At 61.7% G+C, this 16,347-nt stretch carries 13 protein-coding genes and 4 pseudogenes; 8 read left to right on the top strand and 9 right to left on the bottom strand.

Annotated features, from left to right (window positions below):
• Window positions 1-114: 114 nt before the first annotated feature.
• The 6 genes from RHP74_RS24470 (at window position 115) to RHP74_RS24440 (ending at window position 7,537) form a co-directional block, all read left to right on the top strand.
• Window positions 115-1,752: a 5-guanidino-2-oxopentanoate decarboxylase gene (locus tag RHP74_RS24470; RefSeq protein ID WP_077750445.1), complete on the top strand. Its 1,638-nt coding sequence runs from the start codon at window positions 115-117 to the stop codon at window positions 1,750-1,752.
• The gene (locus RHP74_RS24465; RefSeq protein ID WP_288110739.1) at window positions 1,749-3,197 is read left to right on the top strand and encodes an aldehyde dehydrogenase family protein; all 1,449 of its coding nucleotides are present in this window, start codon (window positions 1,749-1,751) and stop codon (window positions 3,195-3,197) included. The genes RHP74_RS24470 and RHP74_RS24465 overlap by 4 nt, the downstream gene beginning before the upstream one ends.
• 217 nt (window positions 3,198-3,414) lie before the next feature.
• A complete protein-coding gene (locus RHP74_RS24460; protein WP_010457579.1) occupies window positions 3,415-4,518 on the top strand; it encodes an extracellular solute-binding protein in 1,104 nt (367 codons plus the stop codon).
• Window positions 4,519-4,712: 194 nt separating this feature from the next.
• Window positions 4,713-5,621 (top strand): ABC transporter permease, encoded by a 909-nt coding sequence (locus tag RHP74_RS24450; protein WP_311096491.1) that lies wholly within the window; start codon window positions 4,713-4,715, stop codon window positions 5,619-5,621.
• A complete protein-coding gene (locus RHP74_RS24445; RefSeq protein ID WP_010457574.1) occupies window positions 5,618-6,466 on the top strand; it encodes an ABC transporter permease in 849 nt (282 codons plus the stop codon). The genes RHP74_RS24450 and RHP74_RS24445 overlap by 4 nt, the downstream gene beginning before the upstream one ends.
• 15 nt (window positions 6,467-6,481) lie before the next feature.
• Window positions 6,482-7,537, top strand: coding sequence for an ABC transporter ATP-binding protein (locus tag RHP74_RS24440; protein ID WP_010457573.1), 1,056 nt, complete (start codon window positions 6,482-6,484; stop codon window positions 7,535-7,537).
• 113 nt (window positions 7,538-7,650) lie between these two features.
• On the opposite strand, the gene RHP74_RS24435 is transcribed toward RHP74_RS24440, so the two are convergent.
• Window positions 7,651-8,580, bottom strand: coding sequence for an AraC family transcriptional regulator (locus RHP74_RS24435; RefSeq protein ID WP_311096490.1), 930 nt, complete (start codon window positions 8,578-8,580; stop codon window positions 7,651-7,653).
• 335 nt (window positions 8,581-8,915) lie between these two features.
• Here RHP74_RS24435 and RHP74_RS24430 point away from each other — a divergent pair, with 335 nt between their 5' ends.
• Window positions 8,916-9,269, top strand: a complete 354-nt coding sequence (locus tag RHP74_RS24430; protein ID WP_077750448.1) for a putative quinol monooxygenase — start codon at window positions 8,916-8,918, stop codon at window positions 9,267-9,269.
• 41 nt (window positions 9,270-9,310) lie between these two features.
• A complete protein-coding gene (locus RHP74_RS24425) occupies window positions 9,311-9,541 on the top strand; it encodes a hypothetical protein (RefSeq protein WP_200666893.1) in 231 nt (76 codons plus the stop codon).
• Here the strand turns inward: RHP74_RS24425 and RHP74_RS24420 are convergent, their stop codons facing one another.
• From RHP74_RS24420 to RHP74_RS24385, 8 genes and pseudogenes are all read right to left on the bottom strand, one after another.
• Window positions 9,542-10,171: a flavin reductase family protein gene (locus RHP74_RS24420; protein ID WP_311096489.1), complete on the bottom strand. Its 630-nt coding sequence runs from the start codon at window positions 10,169-10,171 to the stop codon at window positions 9,542-9,544.
• Between the two features lie 153 nt (window positions 10,172-10,324).
• Entirely contained in the window at window positions 10,325-11,644 is a 1,320-nt protein-coding gene (locus RHP74_RS24415; RefSeq protein WP_010457563.1) for an MFS transporter, read from the bottom strand.
• A 311-nt stretch (window positions 11,645-11,955) separates the two neighbouring features.
• Window positions 11,956-12,156: pseudogene (locus tag RHP74_RS24410) on the bottom strand (helix-turn-helix domain-containing protein); the annotation flags it as partial.
• 122 nt (window positions 12,157-12,278) lie between these two features.
• Window positions 12,279-12,479 (bottom strand): annotated as a pseudogene (locus RHP74_RS24405) (helix-turn-helix domain-containing protein); the annotation flags it as partial.
• Between the two features lie 121 nt (window positions 12,480-12,600).
• Window positions 12,601-12,801: pseudogene (locus tag RHP74_RS24400) on the bottom strand (helix-turn-helix domain-containing protein); the annotation flags it as partial.
• Window positions 12,802-12,922: 121 nt separating this feature from the next.
• Window positions 12,923-13,123: pseudogene (locus RHP74_RS24395) on the bottom strand (helix-turn-helix domain-containing protein); the annotation flags it as partial.
• A gap of 121 nt (window positions 13,124-13,244) precedes the next feature.
• Entirely contained in the window at window positions 13,245-14,570 is a 1,326-nt protein-coding gene (locus RHP74_RS24390) for a sigma-54 dependent transcriptional regulator (protein WP_311096488.1), read from the bottom strand.
• Entirely contained in the window at window positions 14,564-16,330 is a 1,767-nt protein-coding gene (locus RHP74_RS24385) for an ATP-binding protein (protein ID WP_311096487.1), read from the bottom strand. Before RHP74_RS24385 ends, RHP74_RS24390 begins: the two co-directional genes overlap by 7 nt.
• Window positions 16,331-16,347 lie beyond the last annotated feature (17 nt).

The following is a 16,347-nucleotide window of genomic DNA, read 5'->3' as shown; positions in this document are numbered from 1 at the left end:
ATCCATTGTTGCGGCTACGTGTCGCCCGTTCCAATGAGGCCATCCCTGGACCTGCCCACGCATCATAAACACTGCGCAGGCCCGGCGTCTCAAACGAACAAAAAGGGCAAAGACATGGCGACGTGCGGCGAAGTATTGGTCAAGTTACTCGAAGATTACGGGGTCGAGCAGGTGTTCGGCATTCCCGGGGTTCATACCGTGGAGCTGTATCGCGGGCTGGCCCGTTCGAGCATCAACCACGTCACGCCGCGTCACGAACAGGGCGCCGGTTTCATGGCCGACGGTTATGCGCGCACCAGTGGCAAACCGGGTGTGTGCTTCATCATTACCGGCCCGGGCATGACCAACATCACCACCGCCATGGGCCAGGCCTACGCCGATTCGATCCCGATGCTGGTGATTTCCAGCGTGCAATCGCGCAGCCAGTTGGGCGGTGGTCGCGGCAAGCTCCACGAGCTGCCGAACCAGAGCGCATTGGTCGGCGGCGTGGCGGCGTTCTCCCACACTCTGATGTCGGCGGCTGAATTGCCGGGCGTATTGGCCCGCGCCTTTGCTCTGTTCCAGGCCGGCCGTCCTCGCCCGGTTCACATCGAAATTCCGCTGGACGTGCTGGTCGAAGAAGCCGATGACCTACTCGCCAGTCTCCCGGTGAACATCGACCGTGCCGGCGCCTCGCCAAGCGCCATCAGCCGCATGACCGCGCTGCTGGCCGGCGCCAAGCGCCCACTGATTCTCGCGGGTGGCGGCGCCATTGATGCCGCCGCCGAGTTGACCGAGTTGGCCGAACGGCTGGACGCACCCGTGGCCCTGACCATCAATGCCAAAGGCATGCTCGAGTCCAGTCACCCGCTGCTGATCGGTTCGACCCAGAGCCTGGTTGCGACCCGTGCCTTGGTCGCCGAGGCCGACGTAGTGCTGGCCATCGGCACCGAACTGGCCGAGACCGATTACGACGTCACGTTTGCCGGCGGTTTCGAGATTCCCGGCGTGCTGCTGCGCGTGGACATCGACCCCGACCAGACCGTGCGCAATTACCCGCCGAAAGTCGCCCTGGTGGCGGACTCGCGTAACGCCGCGCAAGCCTTGCTCAGTGAACTGTCCAAGCACTCGCTGGCCGAGCGTCGCAACGATTGGGGACAAGTCCGCGCTGCCCGTCTGCGTGACGACCTCGCCGCCACCTGGGACGCCCCGACCCTGGCCCAGACCCGCTTCCTCGAAACCGTGTTGCACGAATTGCCGGACGCAGTGTTCGTCGGCGATTCGACCCAACCGGTGTACACCGGCAACCTGACCTTCAACCCGGAACGCCCGCGTCGCTGGTTCAATTCGTCCACCGGTTACGGCACCCTCGGTTACGCCTTGCCGGCGGCAATCGGCGCCTGGCTCGGTGGCAGCCTTGAAAACGGCGCGCGTCCTCCGGTGGTGTGCCTGATCGGTGACGGCGGCCTGCAATTCACCCTGCCGGAACTGGCCAGCGCCGTTGAAGCGCGCACCCCGGTGATCGTCCTGCTGTGGAATAACCAGGGCTACGAAGAGATCAAGAAATACATGGTCAACCGCGCCATCGAACCGGTGGGCGTGGACATCTACACCCCGGACTTCATCGGTGTGGCCAAGGCGCTGGGCTGTGCGGCGGAAGCGGTCAACGGTGTTGAACAACTGCGCAGCGCCTTGCGCAGCGCCGCCGACCGTCAGGGCCCGACCCTGATTGAAATCGATCAGACCCAGTGGATGAAGGCGGTGTCGAAATGAGTTTCCCTACCACTCTGGACGGCCTGTACATCAACGGCCAATGGTCGGCTGGCAACGAACATCTGCGTGTGATCAACCCGGCGACCGAAGCCCTGTTGACCACCGTGAATGGCGGCGATGAAAAAGCCGTCGATCAAGCGGTCACCGCCGCCACCCAGGCGTTCGGCGAATGGTCGAAAACCACCGGTGCCGAACGCGGCGCGATCCTGCGCAGAATCGCCGCCGGCGTGCAGGCCGGGCGCGACCACTTGATGAAGTTGCAGTCGAGCAACAACGGCAAGCCGCTGTTCGAAGCCGCCATCGACGTCGATGACGTGATCGCGACGTTCGAGTACTACGCCGGTCTCGCCGAAGGCCTCGATGCCAGACAAGACAGCAACGTCGAGCTGCCCACCGACGATTTCAGCGCTCGCGTGCGCCGTGAACCGTGCGGCGTGGTCGGCCTGATCGTGCCGTGGAATTTCCCGATGGTCACCACGGCCTGGAAACTCGCCCCAGCCCTGGCGGCCGGTTGCTGCGTGGTGCTCAAACCGTCCGAAGTCACGCCGTTGCCCGAGCTGGAACTGGCGGCGATCGTCGCTGAGGCCGGCTTGCCGGATGGCGTGTTCAACCTGGTCTGCGGCACGGGCCTGGCCGTCGGCGCGCCGCTGTCGGCCGACCCGCGCATCGCCAAAATTTCCTTCACCGGCAGCAATGCGGTCGGTGTGCAGGTCATGCAACGTGCGGCGGAAACCGTCAAAGGCGTGAGCCTGGAACTGGGCGGCAAATCTTCGCTGCTGGTGCTCGCTGACGCCGACATCGAACTGGCGGTGGAAGTGGCTTGTGGCGGCGGTTTCTTCAACGCCGGGCAAATGTGCTCCGCCACCAGCCGCGTGCTGGTCGCTGATGAATTGGCAGATGAGTTCCTCATCCGATTGAAGGCCCGCGCCGAAGCCATTCGCGTCGCCGACCCGTTCGACCCGAACGTGGAAATGGGCGCGCTGGTCAATCAGGCGCAATACCAGCGTGTGCTGGGCCACATCGATCGCGGTTTGAGCGCCGGGGCCAAGCTGGTTTGCGGCGGTAATCGCCCTGCAGACCTGCCCCGCGGCTATTTTTTGCAGCCGACGATTTTCACCGAAGTGCCCCAGGGCAGTGCGTTGTGGTGTGAAGAGATTTTCGGCCCGGTGATCTGCGTGCGCAGTTTCGCCACCGAAGCCGAAGCGATTGCCCTGGCCAACGACAGCCAGTTTGGTTTGGTGGCCAGCGTGGTGACTCGCGACAACGAAGCCGCGGATCGGGTCGCCAACGCCTTGCAGGCGGGGCTGGTGTGGATCAACGCGCCGCAAGTGATCTTCCCGCAGACCGCCTGGGGTGGCTACAAACAGAGCAGCATCGGCCGCGAATTGGGGCCGTGGGGCTTGCAGGCTTTCCAGGAAATCAAACACGTGATTCGCGCCGTCTGAAGGCACGAAACAGGTGAGTGCATGCCTCGTATCGAGGCATGCACTGGTGTCATGGCTTCGATGAGTTTTTATCGATAGTCAGGTGTTTTGCACGACCTCAGGATGAACTCACTGGTTCAGCCAAACCCCCGAAAATACGAGGGAAAACGCTGATCCGGCTGCGCGGATGCAACAGTTTCGACCTGCCTTATACCTACAAAAACAAAGGGAGTCCGTAATGGGCGAACATGATCTGAACAGACGTCAATTCATCAAAACCGTGGGCGTGGCGTCCGTAGCCGCGGCGGCCATGAGTTTGCCCTTCGTCAAGGCCAATGCCAGCGACACGCGCTTCCAGGGCAAGACCCTGCGCCTGTTGACCTGGTCCGACGACACCGGCCTGGCTGCACTGCGTAACATCGCGGCCACCTTCGAAGACAAATATGGTTGCAAGGTCATCGCTGACCGCACCGGCAGCACCTCGGAAATGGTCGCCAAACTCAAGGCCGCCGGTGATCGTCCGCAGTACGACATCATCACCCTGGCCGGCGTCGGCGCCGAAGGTCTGGCAGCAGCCAATCTGCTGGAAAAACCAGACCTTAACCGCATTCCCAACCTGGTCGACGTACCGGAGAAATACCGTACCGGCGCTAACGGTCACGGCATCGGTTACCTGCTGTGGTGCAACAGCCTCGTCTACAGCACCCGCACCATCAAGGAAGCACCGGACAGTTACGCCGCCCTGTGGGACGCCGAGCTGTCGCCGAACATCTTCCTGCCGCCGCCGAACTGGACCGAAGCGATGGACCTGATCATCATCGCCGCCAAACTGGCCGGGGGTGACGAGCACAACATCGAGCCGGGCTTCAAGAAACTCGCCGAGCTGAAAGACCGTGTGGTCACCCTGGGTGAAAACCCGAACCAGATCGCCGAATTGTTCCGCACCGGTTCCCTGGACATGGGCGGCCTGTACGCACCGGCGTTCTTCCCGAAACAGATCCGCGATCCGGCCTATGGCCTGGGCGCTACGTTCGGGATGAAGGAAGGTTTCTACACCGACCTGATGCTCTCGGTGATGCCGAAGAACCGTCCGGGCGATACCGACCTGACCTACGCCTTCATCAACCACTCTCTGGACCCGCTGGTGCAGGGCAAGATGGCCGAGGACATCTACAACGGCCCGGTCAACGCCAAGGCGATCATCTCCGCCGAAGCGCGCAAGAGCCCTTACATCCTCACGCCGGAGCAGATTGCCGAGAAGGCGATCATGCACGACAACGCCTTCCTGGCCTCCGTGCATGACCAATGGATTCGTCGTTACACGGAAATCTTTTCTTCCTGATTGAGTGGCGAACACAAGATCTTCAACCACTGAAGATCCCCTGTGGGAGCGAGCCTGCTCGCGAATGCGGTCTGACATTCACCATTGATGTCGACTGATGGATCGCTTTCGCGAGCAGGCTCGCTCCCACAGGGGGCTGATGTGGTTTTGAGGGCTGTGTTTGTCAGCTGCTTTCCATTGACGAGACCTTTGCTATGGAACACCAACCTCTGACTCATCCGGTCGCCGCCACTCCCGTGCGTGCCAATCGGGGTGTTTCGCCGACGGCGCGTGCGTGGTTTTTCCTCTCGCCCTCGATGCTGTTTCTGGGCGTGCTGATTGCCGCCAGCCTGCTGGTACTGCGCATGAGCGTGGGCACCAAAGGCGCAGAGTGGACCGGGTTCAGCCTGGCCAGTTATGCCCAATTGCTCGAACCCTATTACCTCAAATCCTTGCTGCTGACCCTGCGTCTGGCGCTGATCAGCGCGGTGATCGCGGTGTTGCTGGCGATCCCGGTGGCCTACACCATGTCGCGCCTGACCTCGCCGTTCGTGCGACGGATCTTCCTCGCGGCGGTGCTGCTGCCGTTGCTGGTCAACCTGCTGCTGCAAAGCTACGGCTGGCTGGTGATTCTCGGCCCTGGCGGCATGCTCAATCAGGCACTGATGGGCCTGGGCCTGATCAAGCGACCGATCATGCTGCTCTACAACCAGAACGGCGTGTTGATGGGCCTGGTGCAAACCGCGTTCCCGTTGGCCGTGCTGCCGATTGCCAGCGCCATGCGCGGCGTCGCCCGCACTTACGAAGAAGCCGCCGCCACCCTGGGGGCAAGTCGCTTCCAAGTGTTCCGCCAGGTGGTGCTGCCGATGAGCATGCCGGGGATCATCACCGGCGCGACGTTAGTGTTTGCCTACAACGCCAGCAGTTTTGTGGTGCCGTTGTTGCTCGGCGGTCGGCGCGTGCCGATGCTGGCGGTGATGGTGCATGACCAGATCGCCCCGCTGATGAACTGGCCCGCCGCGTCCGCTGCCGGAGTGGTGCTGATTGTCACCACCCTGGCGATCATGACCTTGTCCGAATTCATCACTGGCCGTCGTCGGCGCATGCTGGAGGCTTCCCAATGAGCACGTTGACCAAGAAACGTTATGGGCTGCTGCCCGGTGAGACCGGCAAGTTTGCCGGCATTCTCTCGGGCTTCATCCTGCTGCTGGCGGTGTTGCCGATCCTGACCATGATCGTCATGTCGTTCAGCGGCGCATCGAACCTCGACTTCCCGCCGAGCAGTTACAGCCTGCAATGGTACAAGGCGGCCTGGCACACCTTTGTGTCGCCCGATGCCAGCGATGTGCTGAGCCTGGGCAAAGCCATGACTACCAGCCTGATGGTGGCGTGCCTGACCATGGTCTTCGCCACCATTGTGGCGGTGCCGGCGGCTTACGCGCTGACCCGTTGCGAGTTCCGTGGCAAGGCCGTGGCGCTGCAACTGATGTCGCTGCCGCTGGTGTTTCCGATGGTGGTGTTGGGCCTGGCATTGCTGCTGGTGTTCGACAGCCTGCCGTTCCAGATGACCACCTCGCGGCTGGTGATTGCCCACGTGATCCTGGCCCTGCCGTTCGTGGTGAAGAACTGCACCGCCGCAATGCTCTCCATCGGCAGCGAAGTCGAAGAGGCCGCGCAAATGCTTGGCGCTTCACCGCTGCGGGCGATCATCGATGTGGTGGTGCCGTTGATGAAGTCGGGGATTCTGGCGGGCATGCTGCTGGCGTTCATCGTCTCGTTCAACGAATTCACCGTGACCTATTTCCTCTACACCATCGATGTGATGACCGTGCCGATCTGGATGTACAGCCGCACCGTGTCGTCGCTCGACCCCACCGTATTTTCGTTTGCCGTGCTGATCGTGCTGATCGACTTCGTCCTGATCTGGGCGCTGGAGAAGCTGGTCGGTGAAGGTGGCGTTTCGTTCTGATTCTTGAGGTGATTTATGTCTGGTCTGATTCTGGAAAACGTCGAGAAACATTACGGCTCGGCCTGCGCGGTAAAGGATGTAAACCTGCATTTGCCGGAAGGCAAACTGGTGTGTTTCCTCGGCCCGTCGGGCTGCGGTAAAACCACCTTGCTGCGGATGATCGCCGGGCTTGAGACCCTGAGCGGCGGCGAAATTCGCCTGGACGGTGAAGACATCGGCCACACCCCGGCGCATCAGCGCAACTTCGGCATGGTGTTCCAGTCCCTGGCGCTGTTCCCGCACATGACGGTGGGGGAGAACATCGCCTATCCGCTGAAACTGCGCGGGGTCAGCAAGGCTGATCAGCAGGCGCGGGTGGTGGAGTTGCTGGAATTGATTCAGCTGAGCGAGATGATTGATCGCCCGGTGGCCAAACTCTCCGGCGGTCAACGCCAGCGCGTGGCGATTGCCCGGGCGATTGCCAACCACCCGAAAATCCTCCTGCTGGATGAACCGCTGTCGGCGCTCGACGCCAAGCTGCGCGAATCGATGCAGGTGGAAATTCGTCAGCTGCAACAGCGCCTGAACATCACCACGATCATGGTGACCCACGACCAGCGTGAAGCCATGACCATGGCCGATATCGTGGTGGTGCTGGGTGAGCATCGGGTGCAGCAGGTGGGGTCGCCGATTGAAATCTACCGGCACCCGGCCAACGAATTTGTCGCCGACTTTATCGGCTCGGGCAACATCTTCCCCGCCACGGCGCTGGGCAACGGCAAGGTCGGGTTGCCGGGGGGCGCCGCGCTGGAAGTGCCGATTTGCAGCAGCATTGTGGTGGGGGAGAAGGTGAAGATGCTGATTCGTCCTGAAGACCTGCAACTGTCGCACCCGCAGGCCACGGCGGGAAATCGGTTGCTCGGTACGGTGACGTTCGTACGCGATATCGGCGCGACGATTGAAACGACGGTGGAGTGTTCCGGGGTTTCATTTACGGCGCTGAGCACGCCGTGTCAGGGGTTTGGTTTGAGCATTGGCAACCCGGTGTCGGTGACCTTGCCGGCTGAGGCGTGCCGCGTACTCGGCGCCTGACTGACTGGCCCCATCGCGAGCAGGCTCACTCCTACAGTGGGTCGGTGTACACCGGCCTATGTAGGAGTGAGCCTGCTCGCGATAGGGCCGGCAAAACCAGCACAATAATCAGATCAAACGGACAACCGCAACCGCGCCAGATCCCTTAACGGTGGTGCCCCAAACAACCGGCTGTATTCCCGGCTGAATTGCGACGGGCTTTCATACCCCACCCGATACCCCGCCGCCGAAGCCTCAAGCCCTTCGGCCAGCATCAACCGCCGCGCTTCCTGCAAGCGCAGTTGCTTCTGATACTGCAGCGGACTCATCGCCGTCATCGCCTTGAACCGGTGATGCAACGTCGAGACGCTCAGGTTCACTTCCTTCGCCAGATCATCGATGCGCAGCGGTTGCTCATAGTTGCCGTTAAGCCACTTGATCGCCTGGCTGATGCGGTGGCTCTGGCTATTGGCAATCGCAATCTCATACAGCCGATGGCCCTGCTGACTGCGCAACAACCGATAAAGAATCTCCCGGCGAATCAGCGGTGCGAGCATGGCGATGTCTTTCGGGGTATCGAGCAAACGCGCCAGACGCAACACCGCGTCGAGCATCGCCGTATCGATCCGTTCGACATATAAGCCGCGTCCGGTGGGACGGGTCGGTACGCCCAAAGGGCCGGCGTCGGCAATCAGCGCGGTGATTTCAGCCGGATCAATATCCAGTCGCACCGCGAGAATCGGTTCTTGCGACGTGACGTTCACCACCCGCCCGCTCAACGGCATCGAAACCGACACCACCAGGTAATTCAGCGGGTCGTAATTAAAGTATTCGTCGGCCAGCCTGACCTCTTTTCGCCCCTGCGCCATGATGCACAGCGCGGGTTGGGCCAGCACCGGGGCAAATTCATGGGACTTGCTGTGTTTGGACATGAACAGCGAGCCGACGGCAGTGGCATAAGTGCCATCGTCCGTGGTGTTGCGCCGGATGATAGTGGCCAGTTCGCCGCGCTGTTTCTCCATCTCGGCATCCAGCGGGGCTTGAAAGTGATCGAACGACGACATGCCGGGCATCCTCGTTGAGGCGTTGGTAATGAGGCCAGCTTAAGTTTGTGCAAGACAGAGCGGTAGACACATCCTGCCTCAAGCTTGCCTGATTCTGCATCGAGTGGATCAGCGGTGCCTCTATGGCTGCTGCAACTCAGGGAAACTTGCTTGAAAGCCGAGTTTTGTTGGTACGAACGCTTTTACAGGTTGTTACAGGTTTATCGAAACGCCGCGCAGGATTGTGCAACAAGCCGGCAGGAATCGACTAACCGCGCTTCCCCCTGCGCGCTTAACCTTTGATCCTGTCGCAGCCCGTCCCCCGGCTGCCACTCGACTCCCTGGGAGGGTTGAACATGTCTACGCAGATCCCCGTCAGTCACATGGCTTTTGTTCGTGCCCGTGCCGGGCGTTCGGCAGAACTCGGTGCGCGCCTGAGCGCCTTGATCGAGCCGTCCCGCAGCGCGCCGGGTTGCCTGAGTTTTTCCCTGCAGCATTCGCAATGCGATCCGGAGTTGTGGCTGGTGTCCGGTTTCTGGACGAACCAGCAAGCGATGACGGCCTATTTCGGCACCCCGGCGATGGAGATTTTCGCCGAGCTGGTGCAGGAGTTGGTGGTCAACAGCCTGGATTTTCATACCTTCAAGGACGTGTCGGCCGACCAGGCGCGGGGGCAGTCCGGGTCGTGGGTACACAAAATGGCGGGTTGAGGGTTTAATGGCTGCATTCTCAATCAGCCAGGATCCGCGACATGGCACGTAAAGCCTTTGATCATTTCGAAGCTGTTTCCGCTGTAGTACCGGGCGAGGGGGGTTACCACGCCGCGATCGCCGTCAAAGCCATCGGTGGCACCGAAGCGCCACGCTTTCACAAAGTACTTGAAGGGCAAATCTTCAAGACGGCCAACGAGGCTGATCTGGCCGCAGCCAAAGAGCTCACCCGCCTCAAAGACGTCAAAGAAGGCGCCGACCTGCTCTGGTAATCACTTGACCGCCCCCGGGCGCCACATTTTGAACAATGCCTCTGGCCCCAGCTGAAAGTAATCCGCTGGCCCACCGCCGCGCAGAATCGGTTCTGCCGCGGCGGTGTCGTACACCCCGTCTTTCAACAGCCACTTGGCGATATGCACGGCGACCACTTCGCCCAGAATCAGCCAGCTCGGCACCACGTTCCCGTCCGCTCGCTGCAACTGAATGATCTGCGTGACCTTGCACTCGAACGACGCCGGGCTTTCGCCGACGCGCGGCACCTGGATGATTTTCGACGCTACCGGTGTCAGGCCTGACAGTTCGAACTCGTTGACCTCGGGCGGGACCATGGCGCAGCTCTGGTTCATCTGCTCGGCCAGTGGCCGGGTGGCCAGGTTCCAGGCGAACTCGCCCGTCTGCTCGATGTTGTTCAGGCTGTCTTTACGGCCGACGCTGGAAAACCCGATGATCGGCGGAATGTAATTGAAGGCGTTGAAGAAGCTGTAAGGCGCCAGGTTCAAGCGGCCGTTGGCGTCCTGGGAGGAAATCCAGCCGATTGGGCGCGGGCCGACGATGGCGTTGAACGGGTCATGCGGCAGGCCGTGGCCGTTGGCGGGTTCGTAGAAGTGGATGTCGTCGGGCATGGCATATATTCCGGGAGGATCGGGAGGCAGTCATGGTGCAAGGACGAACGGATAATTTCCAGCGATGAGATTCAAATACGGGTTTTGTGTCGGTTGCAAACAAAAGGGGCAGACCCGTTAAGGTCTGCCCCTGTTTTTATTGCGCGGGCTGACTCAGTCCGTCTCGATCCGCGAATGCTTGCGGGTGTCTTTCATGGTGATGTACACCAGCAACGACACGGCAATACACGCCGTCACGTACCAGTAGTAACCGGTTTCCATGCCGATGCTCTTGAACCACAGCGCGATGTATTCAGCGGTGCCGCCGAAGATCGATACGGTCAGCGCATACGGCAGGCCGACGCCCAGTGCACGGATTTCGGTCGGGAACAGTTCGGCCTTCACCACCGCGTTGATCGAGGTGTAGCCGCTGACGATGATCAGCGCCGCCATGATCAGGAAGAACGCGCCCCACCAGGATTGAATGGTGTGCAGGGTGGTCAGGATCGGCACGGTGAACAGCGTCCCGAGCACGCCGAAGGCGATCAGGATCGGACGACGACCGACCTTATCCGACAAGCCGCCGATGATCGGTTGCAGGCACATGAACAGGAACAGCGTGGCGGCGGAAATGGTGGTGGAGTCGGAGATGCTCATGCCGACGGTGTTCACCAGGTATTTCTGCATGTACGTGGTGTAGGTGTAGAACGCCAGGGTGCCGCCCATGGTCAGGCCGACCACGGTCATCAGTTCCTTGGGGTGGCGCATCAAGGTGCGCATTGCGCTTTCCTTGGCCTTTTCTTTCTTGGTGAACGACTCGGTTTCTTCCATGCCACGACGCAGGTACAGCGCGACCACGGCACACAGCGCGCCGATGGCGAACGGGATGCGCCAGCCCCAGGCGTACAGCTCTTCGGTGGTCAGGACTTGTTGCAGCACGATCAACACCGCCAAGGCGATGAGCTGACCCGAAATCAGGGTCACGTACTGGAAGCTGGAGTAGAAGCCGCGACGATCCTTGGTCGCCATCTCGCTGAGGTAGGTGGCCGAGGTGCCGTACTCGCCACCGACCGACAGGCCTTGCAGCAGGCGGGCGAAAATCAGCAGGATCGGTGCGCCGATGCCGATGGTTTCATAACCGGGGCTCAGGGCAATCAGCAGCGAGCCGAAACACATCAGGTACACCGAAGCCATCAATGCTTTCTTGCGACCGGCCTTGTCGGCGTACAGGCCCATCAGCCAGCCACCGATCGGGCGCATCAGGAAGCCCACGGCGAAGATCGCGGCGGTGTTGAGCAGTTGTGCGGTGGTGTCGCCTTTGGGAAAAAAGGCCTTGGCGAAATACAGGGAGAAGGCAGCGTAGACGTACCAGTCGTACCACTCGACCATGTTGCCGACAGAGCCGCTGAAGATCGACTTGATGCGACTGGCGGTGGTTCTTTCTTTGGCGGGCACGGCAGCCGACCCAAGGGGCAGGGCGTTGGAGTTATCCATTGAAGGATCCTTCGTTTAATTGTTTTTGTGGAGCGCGTTGAAACGCAGCCTGCATGGGCTATAGCAGGAGGTGTGCCAGATCAAGGAGGGCTGGTTTAGAGGGGTTGCGGGGATTGAGTGAGCGGAAATCCGCTTATGCCGGGCTGGTCGTGAGCGGAAAATTGCTTATCAGGCTCGTGGATGTGCGTTGTTTGCATTGGCCCCTTCGCGGGCAAGCCTCGCTCCTACGGTATTTGTGTCGCTCGACAATATTGCAAACGACGCAAACCCTGTAGGAGCGAGGCTTGCCCGCGAAGGGGGCCGTTCAGGCACTACGAGAACATTTCCCGAGTCAGCCCATGCCGCTGCATCTTTTCATTGAAGGTCCGGCGCGGCAGTTGCAGTTCTTCAAGTACTGCTTTCACGTCGCCCTTGTGCCGGGTCAGCGCCGCGCGCAGGCAATGCGCTTCGAACGCTTCGGCCTGCGCCGCCAGCGACTGGCCGGGATCGATGCCGACCGGTTCCGGCTCGCCCTTGCATTGGCCCCCTTCGCGGGCAAGCCTCGCTCCTACGGTATTTGTGTCGCTCGACAATATTGCAAACGACGCAAACCCTGTAGGAGCGAGGCTTGCCCGCGAAGGGGGCCGTTCAGGCACTACGAGAACATCTCCCGAGTCAGCCCGTGCCGCTGCATCTTTTCATTGAAGGTCCGGCGCGGCAGTTGCAGTTCTTCCAGAACCGCTTTCACGTCGCCCTTGTGCCGGGTCAGCGCCGCGCGCAGGCAATGCGCTTCGAACGCTTCGGCCTGCGCCGCCAGTGACTGGCCGGGATCGATGCCGATCGGTTCCGGCTCGCCCTTGCATTGGCCTCTTCGCGGGCAAGCCTCGCTCCTACGGTATTTGTGTCGCTCGACAATATTGCAAACGACGCAAACCCTGTAGGAGCGAGGCTTGCCCGCGAAGGGGCCCGTTCAGGCACTACGAGAACATCTCCCGACTCAGCCCATGCCGCTGCATCTTTTCATTGAAGGTCCGGCGCGGCAGTTGCAGTTCTTCAAGTACCGCTTTCACGTCGCCCTTGTGCCGGGTCAGCGCCGCGCGCAGGCAATGCGCTTCGAACGCTTCGGCCTGCGCCGCCAGCGACTGGCCGGGATCGATGCCGACCGGTTCCGGCTCGCCCTTGCATTGGCCTCTTCGCGGGCAAGCCTCGCTCCTACGGTATTTGTGTCGCTCGACAATATTGCAAACGACGCAAACCCTGTAGGAGCGAGGCTTGCCCGCGAAGAGGGCCGTTCAGGCACTACGAGAACATCTCCCGACTCAGCCCATGCCGCTGCATCTTTTCATTGAAGGTCCGGCGCGGCAGTTGCAGTTCTTCAAGTACCGCTTTCACGTCGCCCTTGTGCCGGGTCAGCGCCGCGCGCAGGCAATGCGCTTCGAACGCTTCGGCCTGCGCCGCCAGCGACTGGCCGGGATCGATGCCGACCGGTTCCGGCTCGCCCTTGCATTGGCCTCTTCGCGGGCAAGCCTCGCTCCTACGGTATTTGTGTCGCTCGACAATATTGCAAACGACGCAAACCCTGTAGGAGCGAGGCTTGCCCGCGAAGGGGCCCGTTCAGGCACTACGAGAACATCTCCCGACTCAGCCCATGCCGCTGCATCTTTTCATTGAAGGTCCGGCGCGGCAGTTGCAGTTCTTCAAGTACCGCTTTCACGTCGCCCTTGTGCCGGGTCAGCGCCGCGCGCAGGCAATGCGCTTCGAACGCTTCGGCCTGCGCCGCCAGCGACTGGCCGGGATCGATGCCGGCCGGTTCCGGCTCGCCCAGCCCCAGCACCTGACGTTCGGCCACGTTCGCCAGTTCGCGCACATTGCCGGGCCAGTCGTGGCTCAGCAGATGGCTCAACTGCGGGCCGCTCAACGGTGGAAAAGTCCGTCCCAACCGCTCGGCGGCCTTCTGCGCAAACGATTCGAACAACAACGGAATGTCTTCACGCCGCTCGCGCAAGGGCGGCAACCGCAATTCAGCGACGTTCAAGCGATACGCCAGGTCCTCGCGAAAACGCCCGGCCCGTGCCTCGTCCAGCAGATCAGGCTTGGTCGCGGCGATGATCCGCAAGTCCACGCGAATGCTCTGATTGGAGCCCAACCGCTCAAGCTTCTGCTCCTGCAACACCCGCAGCAATTTCACCTGCTGGGCGAGGGGCATGCTTTCGATTTCATCGAGAAACAGCGTGCCGCCATCGGCGTATTCAAGCTTGCCGATACGTTTACCCGAGGCGCCGGTGAACGCGCCGCTCTCATGGCCGAACAATTCCGCCTCGAACAACTGCTCGGGAATCGCTGCGCAATTGAGCGCCACAAACGGCTTGTCCGCGCGCGGCCCGAAGTCGTGCAGGCAGCGGGCGACCAACTCTTTGCCGCTGCCGGTTTCACCACGGATCAATACGTTGACCGGCAGCGTCGCCAGATCCAGCACCTGTCGGCGCAACGTCTGCAAACCGCGTGACACGCCCAGTAGCGTCGCGTCGAGTTTGGCGCGGTTGTCGGCCAACTCATGCAAGGCGCGGTTTTCCAGCACCAGCCGGCGCTTGTCCAGCGCCCTGCGCAAGCTGCTCAGCAGGGTTTCCGGGCTAAAGGGTTTTTCCAGAAAGTCGTAGGCGCCATCGCGCATGGCGTCGACCGCCATCGGCACATCGCCATGGCCGGTCAGCAGAATCACCGGCAAGTCGGCATCACGGCGCTGAACTTCGGCCAGCAGCTCCAGGCCGGTCATGCCGGGCATGCGCACGTCGCTGAGGATCACCCCTGGAAAGTGACTGGGCAATTGCGCCAGGCACTCATCGGCGCGGCTGAACAGTTGCACCTCGAAACCCGACAGGCTCAGCCATTGCTCGACGGCGCTGCGAATGCTGCTTTCGTCGTCGACCACCATCACGGAATTCAGCATGGACTGTGGGCCTCCAGGTCGATGGGTAAAGTCACGGTGAACACGGCGCCGTTGGCATGATTGTCGGCGCTCAGGCGACCGCCCGATTCGTGCACGATGGCAAACGATACCGCCAAGCCAAGACCCAGGCCATCACCCACCGGTTTGGTGGTGAAGAACGGATCGAACACGTTCGGCAGATGCTCTTCGGCGATGCCGCCGCCATTGTCGGTGACGGTCAGGCGCCAGAGTTGCTCGTCGGCTTCGAGGCGGATTTCCAGGCGTTTGCAGGGTTTGTCCTGCATCGCGTCCAAGGCATTGCGCAGCAGATTGATCAACACCTGTTCCAGGCGGATCGCATCGCCACGCACCCACGCCGGACGCGTCAGGTGCAGCACGGTGCTGACCTGCTCATCACGCAGGCGCGCGTCGAGCAATTGCAGCGATTGGTCCACCACCGCCGCCAGGTCCAGACGTTCGCGCAAGCCGCTGGGGCTTTTGCGGGCGAAGGTTTTCAGGTGGCCGGTGAGGGCGGCCATGCGCGTCAGCATGTCGTCCACCGGTTTCAACGCCTTGTAGGCATCGTCGACCCGACCGTGATCGAGCAGCAGACGCAAGGTCGCCAGTTGCATGCGCTGGGCGGTCAGTGGCTGATTGATTTCATGGGCGAGGGCGGCGGACATCTGGCCGAGGGCCGCGAGTTTGGCCGATTGCACCAGACCGTCCTGAGCGGTGCGCAGGTCGCGGGTGCGCTCTTCGACCAATTGTTCGAGTTCTTCACGGCTGCGCTGGCGCATTTTCGCCAGGCGCCAGCGCTGGTTGAGGAACAGCAACAGAAACACCAGCGCCAGCCACAGCCCGGCAGCGGCGAGTGCGGCATTGCGGCTGTCTTCGAAGGCGACGTGCGGGCGGCGCAGCAGGTGCAGGGTCCAGCCTTCCGTGCTCAGCGGCAGCGATTCCCACAGGTAATTGGCCGTGCCGTCAGGCCCGACGACCCGCGTCAGATCGCTGTTGTCGTCAAAGCGCTGCAGCGATTGGTAGTCCAGCGGGGTCAGCGGTTGTTTGTCGTACTGGCGGGTGGCCTTGAGCTCGGCGTGATCGCTGTCGCTCAAGGGTTTCAACGAGCGGTAGCGCCAGCCCGGCTGATTGGCGATGAAGATAATGCCGCGTGCATCGCTGACCAGCAGCGTGTCGGTGCCCTGACGCCATTCGCGCTCCAGTTCCGGAAACTCAAGCTTCACCACCATCGCGCCGAGGAACTCGCCGCTGTCGCTGGTGACCGCGCTGGACAGGAAATAGCCCGGAATGCCGCTGGTCACCCCCACCGCATAAAAACGCCCGGTGCCCTGGGTGCGGGTCTGGCTGAAGTAGGGGCGGAAACCATAGTTGTGGCCGACGTAACTGCTGGGCAAGCGCCAATTGCTGGCCGCCACGGCGAGGCCGGTGCGGTCGAGCAGTTCCAGGGTCGAGGACTGCGCGGCGCCGTTGATTTTTTCCAGTTTGCGGTTCAACGCGTCCTGTTGTTCCGCCGTGACCTGACCGTTGAGCGCAGCGCGCAACTCCGGGTCCAGCGCCAGCACGGCGGGCAGGGCGCGGTAGCGATCAATCAGGGTGTGCAGGGAATTGGCGTAGAGCGCCAGTTGCTGATTGGCCCGCGCAGCGTCCTCGACCAGCGCTTGGCGTTCGGTGTGACGCAGGGCAATTCCGGCCGCCAGTGCGGCACCGGCAACGATCAGCAAGGTGTACAGCGTCAGGCGTAATGTGCGCGAACGAGCAAGCATGGTGTCTGAAACAATCA

Origin of the sequence: Pseudomonas sp. SG20052 (assembly GCF_031766055.1) — a bacterium.
Lineage (GTDB): Bacteria > Pseudomonadota > Gammaproteobacteria > Pseudomonadales > Pseudomonadaceae > Aquipseudomonas > Aquipseudomonas mandelii.
The sequence above is the reverse complement of the archived record's forward strand: the minus strand, read 5'-3'. Positions and strand labels throughout refer to the sequence as shown.